General features: G+C 66.1%; 17 protein-coding genes. 7 read left to right on the forward strand and 10 right to left on the reverse strand.

Translation table 11 applies throughout. The features are described from left to right. The 7 genes from AC50X6_RS03205 to AC50X6_RS03235 form a co-directional block, all read right to left on the reverse strand. Positions 1-1,557: a TadA family conjugal transfer-associated ATPase gene (locus AC50X6_RS03205; protein WP_494964843.1), complete on the reverse strand. Its 1,557-nt coding sequence runs from the start codon at positions 1,555-1,557 to the stop codon at positions 1-3. Then, entirely contained in the window at positions 1,557-2,759 is a 1,203-nt protein-coding gene (locus AC50X6_RS03210; protein ID WP_494964844.1) for a CpaE/TadZ family protein, read from the reverse strand. Before AC50X6_RS03210 ends, AC50X6_RS03205 begins: the two co-directional genes overlap by 1 nt. Then, a complete protein-coding gene (gene cpaB, locus AC50X6_RS03215) occupies positions 2,756-3,472 on the reverse strand; it encodes a Flp pilus assembly protein CpaB (RefSeq protein WP_494964845.1) in 717 nt (238 codons plus the stop codon). Before cpaB ends, AC50X6_RS03210 begins: the two co-directional genes overlap by 4 nt. A gap of 11 nt (positions 3,473-3,483) precedes the next feature. Further along, positions 3,484-4,356 (reverse strand): pilus assembly protein TadG-related protein, encoded by an 873-nt coding sequence (locus AC50X6_RS03220; protein WP_494964846.1) that lies wholly within the window; start codon positions 4,354-4,356, stop codon positions 3,484-3,486. 44 nt (positions 4,357-4,400) lie between these two features. Then, on the reverse strand, positions 4,401-4,781 hold the full coding sequence (locus AC50X6_RS03225) for a TadE/TadG family type IV pilus assembly protein (RefSeq protein ID WP_494964847.1): 381 nt from the start codon (positions 4,779-4,781) through the stop codon (positions 4,401-4,403). 86 nt (positions 4,782-4,867) lie between these two features. Further along, positions 4,868-5,077, reverse strand: a complete 210-nt coding sequence (locus AC50X6_RS03230) for a Flp family type IVb pilin (protein ID WP_494964848.1) — start codon at positions 5,075-5,077, stop codon at positions 4,868-4,870. Between the two features lie 173 nt (positions 5,078-5,250). After that, positions 5,251-5,916 (reverse strand): prepilin peptidase, encoded by a 666-nt coding sequence (locus AC50X6_RS03235; RefSeq protein ID WP_494964849.1) that lies wholly within the window; start codon positions 5,914-5,916, stop codon positions 5,251-5,253. 308 nt (positions 5,917-6,224) lie between these two features. On the opposite strand from AC50X6_RS03235, the gene rplM reads away from it, so the two are divergent. The 4 genes from rplM (at position 6,225) to AC50X6_RS03255 (ending at position 9,788) form a co-directional block, all read left to right on the forward strand. After that, positions 6,225-6,668: a 50S ribosomal protein L13 gene (rplM, locus tag AC50X6_RS03240; protein ID WP_024367145.1), complete on the forward strand. Its 444-nt coding sequence runs from the start codon at positions 6,225-6,227 to the stop codon at positions 6,666-6,668. A gap of 36 nt (positions 6,669-6,704) precedes the next feature. Further along, positions 6,705-7,214: a 30S ribosomal protein S9 gene (gene rpsI, locus AC50X6_RS03245; protein WP_427129832.1), complete on the forward strand. Its 510-nt coding sequence runs from the start codon at positions 6,705-6,707 to the stop codon at positions 7,212-7,214. Positions 7,215-7,447: 233 nt separating this feature from the next. Further along, complete coding sequence (gene glmM, locus AC50X6_RS03250; RefSeq protein ID WP_494964850.1) at positions 7,448-8,809, forward strand: phosphoglucosamine mutase; 1,362 nt, start codon at positions 7,448-7,450, stop codon at positions 8,807-8,809. Positions 8,810-8,873: 64 nt separating this feature from the next. Further along, positions 8,874-9,788: a glycosyltransferase family 87 protein gene (locus AC50X6_RS03255; protein ID WP_494964851.1), complete on the forward strand. Its 915-nt coding sequence runs from the start codon at positions 8,874-8,876 to the stop codon at positions 9,786-9,788. Positions 9,789-9,811: 23 nt separating this feature from the next. Here AC50X6_RS03255 and mscL read toward each other — a convergent pair whose 3' ends face one another. From mscL to coaA, 3 genes are all read right to left on the reverse strand, one after another. Beyond that, a complete protein-coding gene (gene mscL, locus AC50X6_RS03260; protein WP_494964852.1) occupies positions 9,812-10,207 on the reverse strand; it encodes a large conductance mechanosensitive channel protein MscL in 396 nt (131 codons plus the stop codon). Between the two features lie 111 nt (positions 10,208-10,318). Then, positions 10,319-11,245, reverse strand: a complete 927-nt coding sequence (locus tag AC50X6_RS03265) for a M15 family metallopeptidase (RefSeq protein ID WP_494964853.1) — start codon at positions 11,243-11,245, stop codon at positions 10,319-10,321. A gap of 5 nt (positions 11,246-11,250) precedes the next feature. Next, entirely contained in the window at positions 11,251-12,216 is a 966-nt protein-coding gene (gene coaA, locus AC50X6_RS03270; protein WP_326966731.1) for a type I pantothenate kinase, read from the reverse strand. Positions 12,217-12,351: 135 nt separating this feature from the next. On the opposite strand from coaA, the gene glmS reads away from it, so the two are divergent. The 3 genes from glmS to AC50X6_RS03285 all read left to right on the forward strand — a co-directional run bounded on the left by glmS (position 12,352) and on the right by AC50X6_RS03285 (position 16,180). Then, the gene (glmS, locus tag AC50X6_RS03275) at positions 12,352-14,244 is read left to right on the forward strand and encodes a glutamine--fructose-6-phosphate transaminase (isomerizing) (protein WP_494964854.1); all 1,893 of its coding nucleotides are present in this window, start codon (positions 12,352-12,354) and stop codon (positions 14,242-14,244) included. 4 nt (positions 14,245-14,248) lie between these two features. Next, positions 14,249-14,596 carry a holo-ACP synthase gene (locus tag AC50X6_RS03280; protein WP_131682854.1) on the forward strand — a complete coding sequence of 116 codons (348 nt, stop codon included), beginning with the start codon at positions 14,249-14,251 and terminating at the stop codon, positions 14,594-14,596. Between the two features lie 63 nt (positions 14,597-14,659). Further along, positions 14,660-16,180 carry an NAD(P)H-hydrate epimerase gene (locus tag AC50X6_RS03285; RefSeq protein ID WP_494964855.1) on the forward strand — a complete coding sequence of 507 codons (1,521 nt, stop codon included), beginning with the start codon at positions 14,660-14,662 and terminating at the stop codon, positions 16,178-16,180. Positions 16,181-16,187 lie beyond the last annotated feature (7 nt).

Consider the following 16,187-nt stretch of genomic DNA (forward strand, 5'->3'; position numbering starts at 1 on the left):
TCATCGGGCCCGGGCTAACACGGGAGCAGGATTGAAGATCCCGGGGGAGAGTTCTATGCCGAGTTCCGTGAAGCGGTCCGTAAACCGCGGGCGGACCCCGGTGGGCATCGGCTTGCCGAGGAAACGGCCGTTGGCATCGAGTCCCGCGCTGTAGTCGAAGACAAATGCGTCTTGAAGGGTCACAATCTCGCCTTCCATGCCCTGGACCTCGGTGACATGGGTGACGCGGCGGGTGCCGTCGCGGAGCCGGGTGAGTTGGACGATCACGTCCACGGCGGAGGCTATCTGTTCCCGGACTGCGCGCAGCGGCAGGTCCATCCCGGCCATCAAGACCAGGGTTTCGAGCCGGGCGATGGCGTCCCGGGGGGAGTTCGAGTGGACCGTGGACAGGGAACCATCGTGGCCGGTGTTCATGGCCTGCAGCATGTCCAGGGTCTCTCCGCCTCTGACCTCACCCACCACGATCCGGTCGGGCCGCATCCGGAGGGAGTTGCGGACGAGGTCGCGGATGGTGATTTCGCCTTTACCTTCAATGTTGCTGGGCCTGCTCTCCAGCCGAACCACATGGTCCTGCTGCAGTTGGAGCTCGACGGCGTCCTCGATGGTGACGATGCGTTCGCCCTCCGGAATGAAGCTGGAAAGGACGTTGAGCAGCGTGGTTTTGCCCGTCCCTGTGCCGCCCGAGACGATGATGTTCAGACGGGCTTTGACGCAGGCGTCGAGGAGCTCGGCCATTTCCGGAGAGAGCGTGCCGAAGCCGATGAGGTCGTGGACCTGGAAGGGGTCGGTGGCGAATTTGCGGATTGTCAGTGACGACCCGTTGACGGCTAGCGGCGGGACAACGGCGTTGACTCTCGATCCGTCGGCCAGCCGGGCGTCCACCAAGGGCGAGGATTCATCGATGCGCCGTCCCACCCGCGCAACGATGCGCTCGATGACCTTGCGGAGGTGCGCTTCGGAGGCGAAACGGACCCTGCTGCGGGTCAGTTTCCCGTCCTGTTCGACGTAGATCATGTCCGGGCCGTTGACCATGATCTCCGTGATGCTCTCGTCGTCGAGGAGGCGCTGCAGGGGTCCGTAGCCCAGGACGTCATCGCTGACGCCCTTGATCAGGCGTTGCCTTTCATCCTTCGTCAGCGGCACCTGCTCGGCCTCGACCACCTCGATGAGCTCTTGCTGCACCAGCGCGTGCAGTTGGTCCTCGGTCAGGGACGTATCAATCAGCCGGGTGCCCAGCCGTTCGAACAAAATGGAACCGGCCCGGTCTTTCAACTTCGCCAGGGCGTCCCGGGCTGGGGCGGCCTCCGCCGGCGCCGTTTTCCGGGGACTCCCGGCGGCGTACGGGGGAGCCGGCTGGGTGGTGCCCGCCGCGCGAACGGAGCGGGTGTCCGGCGCACGCTTGACCGGGACAGGGACAGGGACAGGGACAGAGGTCGGGTCCGGGGCGGGGGTCCGTGAGGCTGCCGGCGCGGGACGGTCCGGACGTGCGGGTGCCTCAGGACGGGGCTGCTGCCCGGATGTATCGCGGGCAGCCTGCAGGCGCTGGGCGAGATTCATCAGGCTCCCACCCGGTGGCGGGGCCCGAAGCGCCGGGGCGGGACTGCAGGGGCGACGAAGCGGGCCAGCAATTTTTGCAGCGCTTTGGTGGCCGGTCCGCGGACCGTCCCGTTCAGCAGGGGAGATCCCTGGTTGGTGGAAAGAGCGACCGCACGGGAGCGCGGTATCACCACGTCCACGCTGGTTCCCAGCGCAGTCTCCACGTCGCGCAGTGAGACGCCGGCCTTGAAGTCGGCGCCGTTGAGGACCATATGCCGCTTGAGCGGATGCATCCCCAGCTCGGCCAGCACGTCCAGTTCCCTGCGCATACCCCGGACGCCCGGCACGTCGGGACCGGTGACGAACACGAAATCCGTGGCTTGGTCTAGGGCGGCAAGGGTGTGGTCGGACAGGCCGGGGGCGGTGTCCACTACAACATAGCGGTACTGGCTGGCCAGTTGGCCGAGCAGGTGGGCAACGTCCTCGCCGGTCAGTCCCTCGGCGGCATCGGGGGAGTCCGGGGCGCAGAGTGCATAGAGGCCACTGGGATGGGCGCTCAGGAACGTCTTGAGCACCATGGTGTCCCGCCGTGCGGGACCGTGTACGGCGTCGGAAACCGAGTGTTCAGCGGAGATGGCGAGTGCGCTGGCAACGTCGCCGAACTGCAGATCCAGATCCACCAAAACGGTTCCGTGCGGCGCTGACTTGGCGAGGCCCACTGCGAGATTGCTCGCGATGGTCGTCTTTCCGACGCCGCCCTTGGGTGAGACGACGGCGATGACCCGCCCGGCAGGCGCCTCAGACTTGGTCTGTTCCACGGGCACGGCTCTGCGGTACAGCGCGGCGCTACGCACGGCACGGTGGAGCAGCGCCGCGACCTCGTCAGCACCGGCCTCCGGTTCCAGCAGGTCAAGGACTCCGGCGCGCAGCGCCGCCAGCACAACGCCGGGGTCCGGCTGAGCCGCCAGGAGCACCGCCACTTCGGGGCATTCGACGTCGAACGCCGTCGCGAGCGTCAGCGCCAGCTCCAGCGGCATGCCCGAGCCAAGGATCAGAACCTCAAGATCAGCGGGGCGTTCCAACTGGCTGCGAACCTCGGCAGGGCGGCCCGGAAGCCTGCCGCCCTGCCAGCGGTGGACGTCTCCTTGCAAGGGCCCCGTTGCGGCTGCCCCGATCCGGCCCGGCAGGCCAGGATCATCGGTTACTACAACGTAGCGGCTCACTTGTAGATCCCCTCGCGGGTCAGCTCGCGGGTGCCGTCTTCCCCTGCGGTTGAGGGTTCGTCGGAGAGCCAGATGGTGCCGAATTCCTGTCCGTAGACAAGCTTCTCCGCGTTCGCGGCGGTCAGTGCCAGGGTGACCATCACGGCCTCGGACGCGGCGCCGGGGCTGGCTCCGGAAGTCGAGTCTTCCGGGGCCGCGACGGGGGCTCCCTGCACGGCGGTGACAAGGACTTTGTGCAGCGTCAAACGCGTGACTTCAGTCTTCAAGGAAATGAAAACCCCAACGGTGTCCCCGGCCTTGAGCAGTCCGCCCACCGCGCGCTGCGGTGCCAGCAGGATTGAGACCTCCTGCATCCCTGCCGGCACGGCGGTGGTCCCCGGGTCCTGCATGGTGGCCGGATCGCGGAATCGGGTGCGCAGGAGCTGTTCACCGGGCACCAGGTCCACGGTGCTGACGAGTCCGCTGATGGCTGCAGGATCGGACACGGCGTCAGCCGGGAGAGTTTTTGCCGGTACTGCCTGCCGCGTGGCGCTCTGCAGCACAACGTCGGCCGGGGTGCCGGCGGGCACTGCCGTGCTGACGATGAGCACCTCGGCGGTTTGGACGCCAGCGAAAGCGCGCTGCTCTGCGCCGTTGGTGTAGGAGATCAGCAGGATGCTCCCGGCCACTGCCAGCACGACGGCTGCTACCGCTGCCAGGACTCTGCTATTCACTCTGATTGCTCCTACAGGCTTAGTGCGACGAAGAAGGCGTTGAGGGACTTTCCGTCCAGCTCTTCAACGCCGAAAGACTGGAGATCCGCGAGGGAGACCAGCGTGATGAACTTACCCTTGATGCCGGTGCAATTGTTGCAGCCGGCCTCCGATCGCTTCTCGCTTGGCCAGCTGTGCGCCGAAACTTTGAAGGCGGCGAAACCGTCAATGACGTAAGACACGTTGTTGCCGTTGCCGGAGGCGCTGGCGTAGACCGGAAGGAGGATGGTTGTGCCATCGATATCGCAGTTCTGCGGGCCGCTCTTGCCAGGCTCGCCGCCGATGACCTGGTCAACGTCGACGGAGGTCCGGCAGCTTTTCTTTGCGTCTTCGTCTAGCCAGCCGAAAGCGCCCGGCAGGGTCTGGCCGCCCGGACCGGTGCAGGAGGACGTGCTGGTGATCCAAAATTCATTCGTGGGCGCAGTATCGAACACGCAACGGGGGGCCGTGAAGGGAAACACCGTGGCTTTTGACGGGCTGCCCCAAGATGCTTTTGCGACAGCCTCTACTGTGGTGGAATCTATGCCCAGCACCGGGGCAAACCAGTGCTGGACGGCACTGCCACCGTCCGGGGTGGCGGTGCTGGTCCGGACCGTCACGGTTTTGCCGGAGATGACAGCGGTGGCGGCAGACACACCGTCATGCGCGTTCTTACCTGCAAGCAGATTGGCCGTGGCACCGGGGTTGGCGCACCTTCCCGCGGCACAGTCCTGGGCAATCGCCAGTGCGGCGGCGTCGGCCCCGTTTTGCAGTTGGAACCTTTCCGCGTAGACCATGCCGACGTCCACCACGATTGCGGTGATGCCGAGCAACACCACCATAAAAAGTGCCGTGATCACGGCCACGGCGCCGTCTTCCCTCGTGCTTGGCCGCCTTGTTACCCGCCTGTTCAGCCGCCGCATCGCATCACCGCCCGTCCGGTAAGCGGAACCGCATCGGCGAAGAGTCCGGACAGCAGATCCACCGAATATGTGATGGTGACCGTCACATCCGTGGCGGCGGCGCAGGACGCCGGCGTGACCTGGACGTTCCCGGCGGTGAGCCGGGGGTTAAGGTTTGGCGCCGCGGCGATCGCCGTGTTGATCGCCGTGCCGGGCTGCTTCTGGATGGCCATCACCCGGACTGATTCCCGGGCCGCGGCGCTAAGCTGCAGCTGCGCATTGAAAACCCGGCCAAACTCGATGACGCCCAGCAAAAGCAAAAGAAGCAACGGAACGATCAGTGCGAACTCGACCGCGGCGGCGCCGCGTTCAGAGGATGATCGTTCCATTGCTTCTTTCCTAAGGAAATGCTGGACGGCGTCGGCCGAGGCGCCGCGACGTCCTCTATGAGGGCCGGCTTTCCGGCCCGGACTGGCTAAGGCGTGAACTTAAGCGATTTTCCGAGGCCGTTGAAGAAGGTGTTCAGCTGCCCACCGAAGGCGCCGACGCCGGCGATCAGGACCACGGCGATCAGGGCCACCATCAGGCCGTACTCGACGGCCGTGGCGCCCTTTTCGTCGTTGCGAAGGCGGGACTGGAGCGTGAAACCGAGGGTGTGCAGGTTTGCTGCCAGACGAGCGAACATAAGGACTCCTGAAGAGAGATGCGGCTGGCCCAGCGCCAGCTCCAGTTGATACATTAGAACGCGCCAGGACGCTCCGGGACGGCGCTGCGCGCAACCTGCGCAAAGGCTTGACTTACGGGCTGTTCCTGCGCCGGACCTGTGCCTACGCTGGGAATTGGAGCGCTCCTGGCGGGCTACGACGTGAACAAAATAAGCCCCAGGGCCGCCGCGAGCAGAGAGGGCCCGAAAGCAACTTCGGCCGCTCGGCCCGGTATCTGTCGCCGCATCGCGACCAGGGAGACAATTCCGCCGATGACGAAGCCCAGGGCCCCGCCGTAAAATACCTGGCTCCAACCCAGGAAACCCAGGTACAGGCCCACCGGCGCGGCGAGCTTCACATCTCCCATTCCGATGCCGTGCGGAGACACGAGCGCCAGGATCAGGAATACGACGAACAAGACCGTCGCTCCGGCCACTGCGCGAAGAAACCCGAACCAATCGGTCGTGGCGGCGCTGCTGACAGCGAAGAGCGCCAGGCCGGACACGAGCAGGGCGCCCACGAGCGGATTTGGCAGCAGGCGGAAGGACAAGTCGATGCGGGCCAGCTGGACGGCGAGCACGCCAAGCACCAGAAAGGCTGGCAGCGACCAGCCCATCCCGAACCGCAGTGCCAGGGCGGCGCAGAGAAGGCCGGTCAGGGCCGCCGTCGTGATTCGTGTCCGTCTGGCCGGCAATACGCCAAGGCGGGGGAGCGAGCGGGCGATCACCAGCTCGGAGAGCATCCCCGCGAACAGGCCGAACAGCCCTGCGGAGATGACGAGAAGCGGCCCGGCGCTGGCTGCTATACCTGATAAGGACACAAGGACTCCCTGACTGGAGCAGCCCGGGCGGGCCGGGCTGACCGTGCACTGTGCACGGGGACATCCCATTTTGACCCAAGCGCCCGTCATCGGCTATTCTTGGTAGTCGTTGTGCGTGTCCTTTCTCGATGATGCGTGCCCGTATGAGAATCCGGTTGCAGGATAGCTACTCATCGTGCACATTCGGGACCAATAGGACTACTGGTTGCATGGAGCCCTCACCTCTGTTCCGGTAGCGCATAGATAGTAGGTGCACCTTCGCGTGACGCCTAAAACAAGAACGCCAGAACAAGAACGAGGCAAACACCGTGCGTACGTACACCCCGAAGCCCGGCGATATCAACCGCCAGTGGCACGTCATTGACGCCACAGACGTTGTCCTTGGTCGCCTCGCGAGCCAGACCGCAATCCTGCTGCGCGGCAAGCACAAGGCCACCTTTGCGTCCCACATGGACATGGGCGACTTCGTCATCATCATCAACGCTGAAAAGGTTGCCCTCACCGGCGCCAAGCTGGAGCAGAAGCGCGCATACCGCCACTCCGGTTACCCGGGCGGCCTGACCTCGGTCACCTACGCGGAGCTGCTGGAATCCAACCCGGTCCGCGCCGTGGAGAAGGCCATCAAGGGCATGCTCCCGAAGAACTCCCTCGCTGCACAGCAGCTGGGCAAGCTGAAGGTCTACAAGGGTGCAGAGCACCCTCACGCCGCCCAGCAGCCCAAGACATACGAAATCACCCAGGTCGCCCAGTAGTCCTGGCCACCAACCAACTTTTAATCAAGGAGAATCGTGGCTCAGAACGAAGAACTGACCACCGAGGCCGTTGTGGCTGAGGAAAACCTGACCAGCTACACCTCGGAAAGCGGTCCTGCGGAAGCAGAAGCGCCCAAGAAGGAACGCCCGGCCCTCACGGTCGCCGGCGCAGCAGTTGGCCGTCGCAAGGAAGCCGTCGCACGTGTTCGCATTGTGCCCGGCACCGGCAAGTGGACCATCAACGGCCGCGAGCTGGCCAACTACTTCCCGAACAAGCTGCACCAGCAGGACGTCAACGAGCCCTTCAAGATCCTCGATCTTGATGGTGCCTACGACGTGATGGCCCGCATTCACGGTGGTGGCATTTCCGGCCAGGCCGGTGCCCTGCGCCTCGGCATCGCCCGTTCCCTGAACGAGATCGACACCGAGAACAACCGCGCCACCCTGAAGAAGGCCGGCTACCTGCGCCGTGACGCCCGCGTCATCGAGCGTAAGAAGGCCGGTCTCAAGAAGGCCCGTAAGGCTCAGCAGTACTCCAAGCGCTAGACAGCGCCTTCCCTACAGATGGCCGCTGGCGCGACCGTCTGTTGGGGCCCGCGGCGTTTTCGAGCGCTCGGATCCCCAAGCGCTAGAAAGCGCTCCAAGCGCATTTGGCGCTTGCACGAAAGCCCGTTCCGCCCCTTCTGGCGGGGCGGGCTTTTGACGTTGACGCCGCCCGTCGGGTGCCCCGGACGGGAGGCCGGGCCGGAATATTGCGGCCATCGTCTAAGCTTGATTCGATGTCTAGATTATTTGGAACAGATGGAGTCCGAGGTTTGGCCAATGGCCTGCTGACTGCCGAGCTGGCTTTGCAGCTGGCCCAGGCCGCCGCCGTTGTGCTTGGCCATGACCGCAATACCAACGGAACGCGGCCGCGAGCTGTGGTTGCCCGCGACCCCCGCGCCAGCGGTGAATTCATTGCAGCCGCCGTCGAGGCGGGCCTGGCCAGCTCCGGCATCGATGTCTACGATGCCGGCGTGCTGCCCACCCCTGCGGCGGCCTACCTCGTGGCCGATCTGGACGCAGACTTCGGCGTGATGATCTCCGCCTCCCACAATCCCGCCCCGGATAACGGCATCAAGTTCTTCGCCCGCGGCGGCCAGAAGCTCCCCGACCACGTCGAGAACGCCATCGAAGAGCAGCTGGGTAAGGACCCGTTCCGCCCCACCGGCGGCGAAGTCGGCCGCATCCAGCGCTTCTCCGACGCTGAGGACCGCTACATCGTCCACCTGCTGGGCACGCTCCCGCACCGCCTCGACGGACTCAAAGTCGTCCTGGACTGCGCGCACGGAGCGGCCAGCGGCTGTTCCCCGCAGGTCTTCAAGGACGCCGGCGCTGACGTGGTGGTGATCGGCGCCCAGCCCGACGGCCTGAACATCAACGAAGGCGTCGGTTCCACGCACCTGGGGCCGCTAAAGCGCGCTGTCCTGGAGCAGGGAGCGGACCTGGGTATCGCCCACGACGGCGACGCGGACCGCTGCCTCGCCGTGGACCATGAAGGCAACGAGGTTGACGGCGACGAAATCATGGCCATCCTCGCCGTGGCGCTCAAGGCATCCGGGAAGCTCACGGACGATGTACTGGTAGCCACCGTGATGAGCAACCTTGGACTCAAGATTGCGCTCCGCGAGGCCGGCATCGTCCTCCGCGAGACCGGGGTTGGTGACCGTTACGTGCTAGAGGAAATGCGTGCCGGCGGCTTCAACCTCGGCGGTGAGCAGTCCGGCCATGTGATCTTTGCCGACCACGCGACCACCGGCGACGGCGTCCTCACCGGCCTTCAGATTGCAGCGCAGGTGGCCCTCACCGGACGTCCGCTGAAAGAGCTTGCCAAAGTGATGACCAAGCTCCCGCAGGTGCTGATCAACGTCAAGGGCGTTGACCGCACCAGGGTGAACGGCGACGAATCGGTGGCCGGGGCTGTCGCCCTCGCCGAAGCCGAACTCGGTGACACCGGACGGGTCCTGCTGCGGCCCTCCGGCACCGAGCCGGTGGTCCGGGTGATGGTGGAGGCGGCAGACCACGACACCGCCCAGTCCGTGGCCGAACGCCTGGCCCTGGTGGTCCGGACCGAGCTGGCCCTAGCGCTCGTCTCGGACTGAGCCGGCGCAAGCCCCACGGGGGCGCCTAAACGGCGGCGCCGTCGCAACATGGCAGTATCAGGGCATGGGGAAAATTTACGGCGCGCTAGCGCGTGCCATCGACGGGCCGCCACGAAGTTGGTCTGATTTCGCGTCAAAGTATCCGCTATTTATGAGGCTGGCGGTTTTCCTCATCTGGCCCCTGGGTTTGCTGTATGCATTTATGTCACTCCGGGCAGCGTTCCTGAGTGATGCGCTTGGGCAAGACGCACATGCCTACTGGCTCGCAGCCCAAGGCGAGCTTGACTACGAGAGGGCTCCGGGCCAAAGAGACGCTTACCTCTACTCGCCCGCCTTCATTACGGTGCTGAGGCCCTTGGCGATTCTCCCTTGGCAGCTCTTTCTGGCGATGTGGATCTGCCTCGAAGCAGTAGTCCTTTGCTGGCTCCTCAAGCCGCTGCAGCTCCGATGGTCGGTCCCGACATTCATGCTCTGCCTGCCGGAGCTTGTGGTGGGCAACATCTACATTTTGCTTGCCGCCGCCGCTGTTGTAGGCATGCGGACGCCAGCCATGTGGTCCTTTCCCATCCTGACGAAGGTCACGGCCGGCGTCGGCCTTCTATGGTTTGCGGCACGCGGCGAGTGGCGCCAACTCCGGCGTGGCGTTGGCGGTCTGACCCTCATTGTCCTTGTTTCCTATGCCCTGGATCCTATGGGTTGGCAGGCGTGGCTGCAGTTTCTTGTCGAACACAGGGAGGGCACGCCGGATTCCCGAACAAGCTTCATCTTGCGTTGCCTGCTCGCCGTAGCGCTGGTGCTGATTGGGGCGCGAAAGCAGTGGCCGCTGCTTGTAGCTCCCGCTATGGTCCTGGCATCCCCGATACTTGTTGGCTTCATCCCGCTGACCCTGCTGGCCGCGGTGCCCAGGCTCACCGGGATGGCCTCCAAAGGGGCGGAAGTTTCCTCGTCCTCTGACGATGCTCGTCTTGGACTGAGCTGAGCGGCCAGCGTACCCGGCCGGGCCTACTTCCGGAGCGCGTCGCGGATCTCGGTCAGGAGGGCGATCTGCGGGTCCTCGGCCGCTTCCTCCTTGACGTTCGGGTTGATGCCGAGCCGGCGGTTGCGGCGTTCGATCATGTGGTTCATGGGCACCACAACAACGAAATAGATCGCGGCCGCGATGAGGAGGAAGTTGACGATCGCCGTCAGCAGCACGCCAAACTTCATGTCATTTCCGTTCAGGGTGACGACGGCAAACCTGTCGAAGTTGGGCGCACCGACCAGCCCGGCAATGAACGGCATAAGGACGCTCTGGACGAGTGCCGTTACCACCGCGCCAAATGCGGCGCCGATGACTACTGCGACGGCAAGGTCGACGACGTTGCCTTTGAGAATGAAGTTCTTGAATCCGGTCAGCATGATTCCACGGTAGCCCAGGGGCATGAACGCGGCGTGGCGCGCAGATGAGGCGCATGGCCCGTGTCGGCCGTCCCGCCGGACGGTTTCCGCTGTTCGACCCGGACAGGACCGCTACAGGTAGGCCGGTGCCGCTTCGAGCCCGAAGTATTCCTCAAGCGTCGCGATGCCGCGCTGGTGCATGTCCGTTGCCGCGTCGACGCCGATGAAGCGCAGGTGCCAGGGCTCGTAGTAGTAGCCGGTGATGGGGTGCAACAGCCACGGATAGCGCACCACAAAACCGAAGCGGTGGCAGTTCGCCTTGGCCCAGACCGCTGCCGGCTGCCCGGCGAAGCAGGGCTGGAAGCTGCACGCGCCCCCGCCGTCGCCGATATCGAAGCACCAGCCGGTCTGGTGTTCGGAGTGGCCGGGACGCGCGGAAGCGGTGTCGGCCTCGGGCTGTCCCCGCGAGTCCACATAGCTGTTGTAGGTGAGTGTCTGCGTCGCGAAGGACCGGTAGCCGCTGGCCAGGGTCAGCACGACGCCGGCGGTGGCTGCCGCCGCAAACATCCCTTCCGCCGCTGCCGCCGTCGAACTGTTCAGCAGGGCTGCCTCACCGGATACGGCGAGGCGGACGGACGGCTGGACCAGGTCCACCGGTACGTAAGCCGCGGGGGAGAGCGGCCGGTGCTTGTTGACCACTACCCAGGGGCTCTCCGGATCGGAGAGTGAGTGCCGAGCCGCGGCCCCGGCGGCGGACGGTGCGGGGGCTGCCGGAGGCGTTTCCGGTGCCGTGCTGGCGGAGGTAGCCGGGACGGACTCCGTCGGGGAAACGGCTGCTGCGGTGGACGGTGCCGCCGGGCTGGGCTCCGTCGTCGCCGTGGCGGTACCGGAGGCGGACGACGGCGGCGGCATCGGTTCTGGGGTGCAGGCGGCCAGGGCGGCGAGGCCGGATCCGGCGATCAGGAGCCGGCTGAAGGTCCGTCGGTTCGGGGTCTCCTGGGGCGGGTGGTCCTGGCTTGCCGGCGGAGTCCCGGCAGTGCCGGATCCGTCGTGGCACATCTGTGCTAAACCTTCCGAAGAAGCATGCGCCGGATGGAGTGGTCAGCATCCTTCGTGAGGACCAGCTGCGCCCGGCCGCGGGTGGGCAGGACATTCTCTTCCAGGTTCGGTTCGTTGATGCGCTTCCAGATTTCGCGGGCGGTCTGCTCAGCCTCCGCGTCCGAGAGCGTGGCATAGCGGTGGAAGTAGGACTCTGGCTGCGCGAACGCAGTGGTGCGAAGCTTGCGGAAGCGGTCCACGTACCACTCCTCAATGTAGGGCGTTTTGGCATCAACATAGATGGAGAAGTCGAAGAAGTCACTCAGGGCCAGGCCCTGGCGGCCGTCGTGCCGCGGGCGGGCCGGTGCCAGGACGTTCAGTCCCTCGACAATCAGCACGTCGGGGCGGCGCACCACCACTTCCTTGCCCGGGACGATGTCGTAGGTCACATGGGAGTACCAGGGGGCCCGGACTTCCTCGGCGCCGCCTTTGATTTCGCTCACAAAACGCAGCAGTGCGCGGCGGTCATAGGACTCCGGAAAACCCTTGCGCTCCAGCAGCTGGCGGCGCTTGAGCTCGGCCAGGGGGTAGAGGAATCCGTCCGTGGTGATGAGTTCCACGTTGGGTGTTCCCGGCCAGCGGCGGAGCATCTCGCGGAGGACCCGGGCGATGGTCGATTTGCCGACGGCCACCGAACCGGCCACGCCGATCACGAACGGGGTGCGTTGGGTCTGCTCCCCGAGGAAGGTGGTGGTGGCCGCGTGCAGCTGGCCCGCGGCCTCCACATACAGGTGCAGGAGCCGGGAGAGCGGCAGGTAGACGTCGCGGACTTCCTTCATGTCGAGGGGATCGCCGAGGCCGCGGAGCCGGAGCACGTCCTCTTCGTTCAGGGGCTGCTCCATCTGGGCCGCGAGCCGGGACCAGGTCTGCCTGTCCAGCTCCACGAACGGGGAGGCGCCGTCGCCGTTCGCTTCATTGCGTTGCAAAGTCACCCTAGAGATTCTGCCCTTCACGGGGCCGAGAGCGAAATGGGCCGGCCGGGCAAGCCCCGTCCGGGCCGGAGGAGGGGGCCATTGCCGCGGCGCAGCCTTCGTTTGCGGTCCGGGAAACCCGCTAGGCTTATGCCCATGTGTGGAATCGTTGGATATGTGGGCCACTCAACTGGCCGGGTAAATACTGGACACAATGCCCTGGACGTTGTTCTTGAAGGATTGCGGCGGCTGGAGTACCGCGGCTACGACTCGGCGGGAATCGCGGTGGTGGCGGACGGAACCATCTCCGCACGCAAGAAGTCGGGCAAGCTGCTCAACCTGCTCGCGGAGCTGGAGGACAATCCCTTGCCGGCGTCCCTGACCGGCATCGGTCACACCCGCTGGGCAACCCACGGCGGCCCGACGGACCAGAATGCGCACCCGCACCTCTCCGACGAAGGCAAGCTGGCGGTGATCCACAACGGCATTATCGAAAACTTCGCCGAGCTCAAACTGGAGCTCGTGCGCAAGGGTGTGAAATTCCTCTCCGAGACGGACACCGAAGTGGCAGCGGCGCTGCTGGGCGATATCTACCGCAACCAGCTGGGCGGCGACCTCTCCAAGGGTGGCCTGACCAAGGCCATGCAGCTTGCCTGCCAGCGCCTCGAGGGCGCCTTCACCCTCCTTGCAGTGCACGCCGACCAGCCCGACGTGGTTGTTGCGGCGCGCCGAAACTCCCCGCTGGTGGTGGGCCTCGGCGACGGCGAGAACTTCCTCGGCTCCGACGTTTCCGGTTTCATCGATTACACGCGGCGCGCCGTCGAGCTGGGCCAGGACCAGATCGTCACCATCACCGCAGACACCGTGGAGATCACCGACTTCTACGGCGCCCCGGCCGAAGGCAAGGAATACCACGTCGACTGGGACCCGGCCTCGGCAGAAAAGGGCGGCTTCCCGTCCTTTATGGAAAAGGAAATCCACGACCAGCCCGACGCCGTCCTGCAGACCCTGCTGGGCCGCTCCGACGTCCACGGCAGGCTGACCCTCGACGAACTCCGGATCGATCCGGAACTGCTCAAGAGCATCGACAAGATCATCGTCCTGGCCTGCGGAACCTCCGCCTATGCCGGGCAAGTTGCCAAGTACGCGATCGAGCACTGGTGCCGGATCCCCACCGAGGTGGAGCTCTCCCACGAATTCCGCTACCGGGACCCGATCGTGGACGCCAACACGCTCATCGTGTCGATCTCCCAGTCCGGCGAGACCATGGACACCCTGATGGCCGTCCGCTATGCCAAGGAACAGGGCGCCAAGACGGTCTCCATCTGCAACACCAACGGATCCACGATCCCGCGCGAATCCGACGCCGTGCTCTACACCCACGCCGGCCCGGAAATCGCGGTGGCTTCCACCAAGGCCTTCCTCGCGCAGATCACCGCAGCGTATCTGCTGGGACTGTATCTGGCACAGCTGCGTGGCAACAAGTTCCAGGGCGAGATCAAGGACATCCTGGCCGATCTGGGCAAAATCCCGGCCAAGATCCAGCAGATCCTCGACAACGAGGGCCAGATCAAGGCACTCGGCGAGTCCATGGCCGACGCCAAGTCGGTACTGTTCCTGGGCCGCCACGTCGGGTTCCCGGTGGCGATGGAAGGCGCGCTCAAGCTCAAGGAGCTCGCCTACATCCATGCGGAGGGCTTTGCGGCCGGCGAGCTCAAGCACGGCCCGATCGCGCTGATCGAAGAGGGCCAGCCCGTTTTCGTTGTGGTCCCGTCACCCCGCGGCCGGGATTCGCTGCACGCGAAGGTGGTCTCCAACATCCAGGAAGTCCGCGCCCGCGGCGCCATGACCATCGTCATCGCCGAAGAGGGCGACGAAGCGGTCAAGGCCTACGCCGAGCACGTTTTCTACATCCCGGAGTCGCCCACCCTGCTGGCGCCCCTGCTCAGCACGGTGCCGCTTCAGATCTTCGCTCTCGCCCTCGCCTCCGCCAAGGGGTACGACGTGGACCAGCCTCGCAACCTCGCCAAGAGCGTGACCGTAGAATAGCGCCATGATTGTTGGCATTGGCGTAGACGTCGTAGACATTGAACGGTTCGGCCGGCAGCTGGAGCGCACCCCCGGGCTGCGCGACAGGCTGTTCGTCCCCGCAGAGCGCGAACTGAACACGCGGTCCCTGGCGGCACGGTTTGCCGCGAAGGAGGCCGTGGCCAAAGTGCTGGGGGCGCCGGCCGGCATGAACTGGCAGGACTGCTGGATCGGACTGGACCAGAACGGTCCCACCGTGCAGATCAAGGGCACAGTGCTGGCCGTGGCAGAATCCAAGGGCGTCAAGCGCTGGCACCTGTCGATAAGTCACGACGGCGGGATCGCCACCGCGACCGTCCTCGCCGAAGGCTAAGCATCGCCGGCGTGTCGAGGACCGCACTTCCCGCAGCCACTGCACCGCGAATGGACTGAACCCATGATCAGCGCCTACACCGGAACCCAGATACGCGCGGCCGAAGAGCAGTTTATCCAGGCAGAACCGGCCGCCGACGCGGTCCTGATGCAGCGGGCCGCCTACGGGCTGGCCAACGCCGTCGTCCGCGAACTGCACAGCCGCGGGAGCCGCCTCTACGGTGCCAGCATGACGGTACTTGCAGGAACGGGCAACAACGGCGGGGACGGGTTGTTCGCCGCCGCGCTGCTCGCCGGCCGGGGCATGCGGACGACGGCGGTGCTCACCGCGGGCGGGGCCCACGCGGCCGGACTTGCGGCGTTCGAACGGGCCGGCGGCCGGGTGGTTCGCCTGACTCCTGACAACGTCACCGAAGTATCGGCAGCCGCCGCGCGGACCGACGTCGTGATGGACGCGGTCCTCGGAACCGGCGCCCGGGGCGGGCTCCGGGGCCCCGCCGCCGCGCTGCTGGGGCGGCTGCAGGTCTCCCGGCCGGGCCTGGTGATCGCCTGTGACATCCCCAGCGGGGTCGATGCCGACACGGGCGAGGCCCACACACCCGTGCTTGGTGCGGACCTGACCGTGACTTTTGGCGCCGCTAAAGCGGGCCTGCTGGCCGACCCCGGAGCGGACTTCGCCGGACGAATCCATGTCATCCCGATCGGCATTGAATCGGCGCTTCCGTCGCCTGCTTTGCGCCGGCTGGAAGCCGAGGACCTTGCCCTGCTGCTGCCTCGTCCGGAACGGCGGTCCCAAAAGTACTCGCGCGGCGTGCTGGGTGTGGTGGCCGGATCGCAGCGGTACCCCGGCGCCGCCGTGCTGGCCTGCAAAGGCGCCCTGGCGGCCGGCGTCGGCATGGTGCGGTACCTCGGCCCGCCGGAAGTCGCGGACCTCGTCCGCCGGGCCTGCCCCGAGGTGGTCTGCGGCCCGGAACGCCCGGCGGAGACCCATGTCCAGGCCTGGCTGCTGGGTCCGGGCCTCGACGCGGACGCCCATGATCAGCTGGACCGTGTCCGCGAGGCGGCAGCCACCGGGCTTCCGCTCGTGGCCGACGCCGGAGCACTGCCGGCCCTGCCCCGAGTCCTCGCTCCGCACACGGTCCTGACGCCGCACGCCGGCGAACTGGCCGCCCTGCTGGCGCGGTACGGCGCGGAAGCCGGCCGCACCGGGGTGGAGAACGCAACGCTCGCCGTCGTCGTGCAGGCCGCGTCACTGACAGGAGCCACCGTGCTGCTCAAGGGCGCTACCACTGTTGTGGCGGCCGCTTCGGGAACAATTTTCAGTCAGGCAGAGGCAAACCCCTGGCTGGCCACGGCCGGCAGCGGGGACGTCCTGGCCGGCGTGCTCGGTGCGCTGCTGGCGCAGCTGTCCGGCAGCGGGGAGGCGTTCGCGGCGCATGGGATAGCGGGTTCGGACCGGTGGGCGGCGATGGCGGCGATGGCCGCGAGCCTGCACGGCCGGGCCGGAAGCTCCGGATCGGCCGGGGGGCCGGTGACCGCCACCGAGATCGCGGAGTCCGTCCCGGCGATCCTGCGGGGGCTGTAATGAAGAG

This window comes from Pseudarthrobacter sp. HLT1-7 (assembly GCF_059383435.1).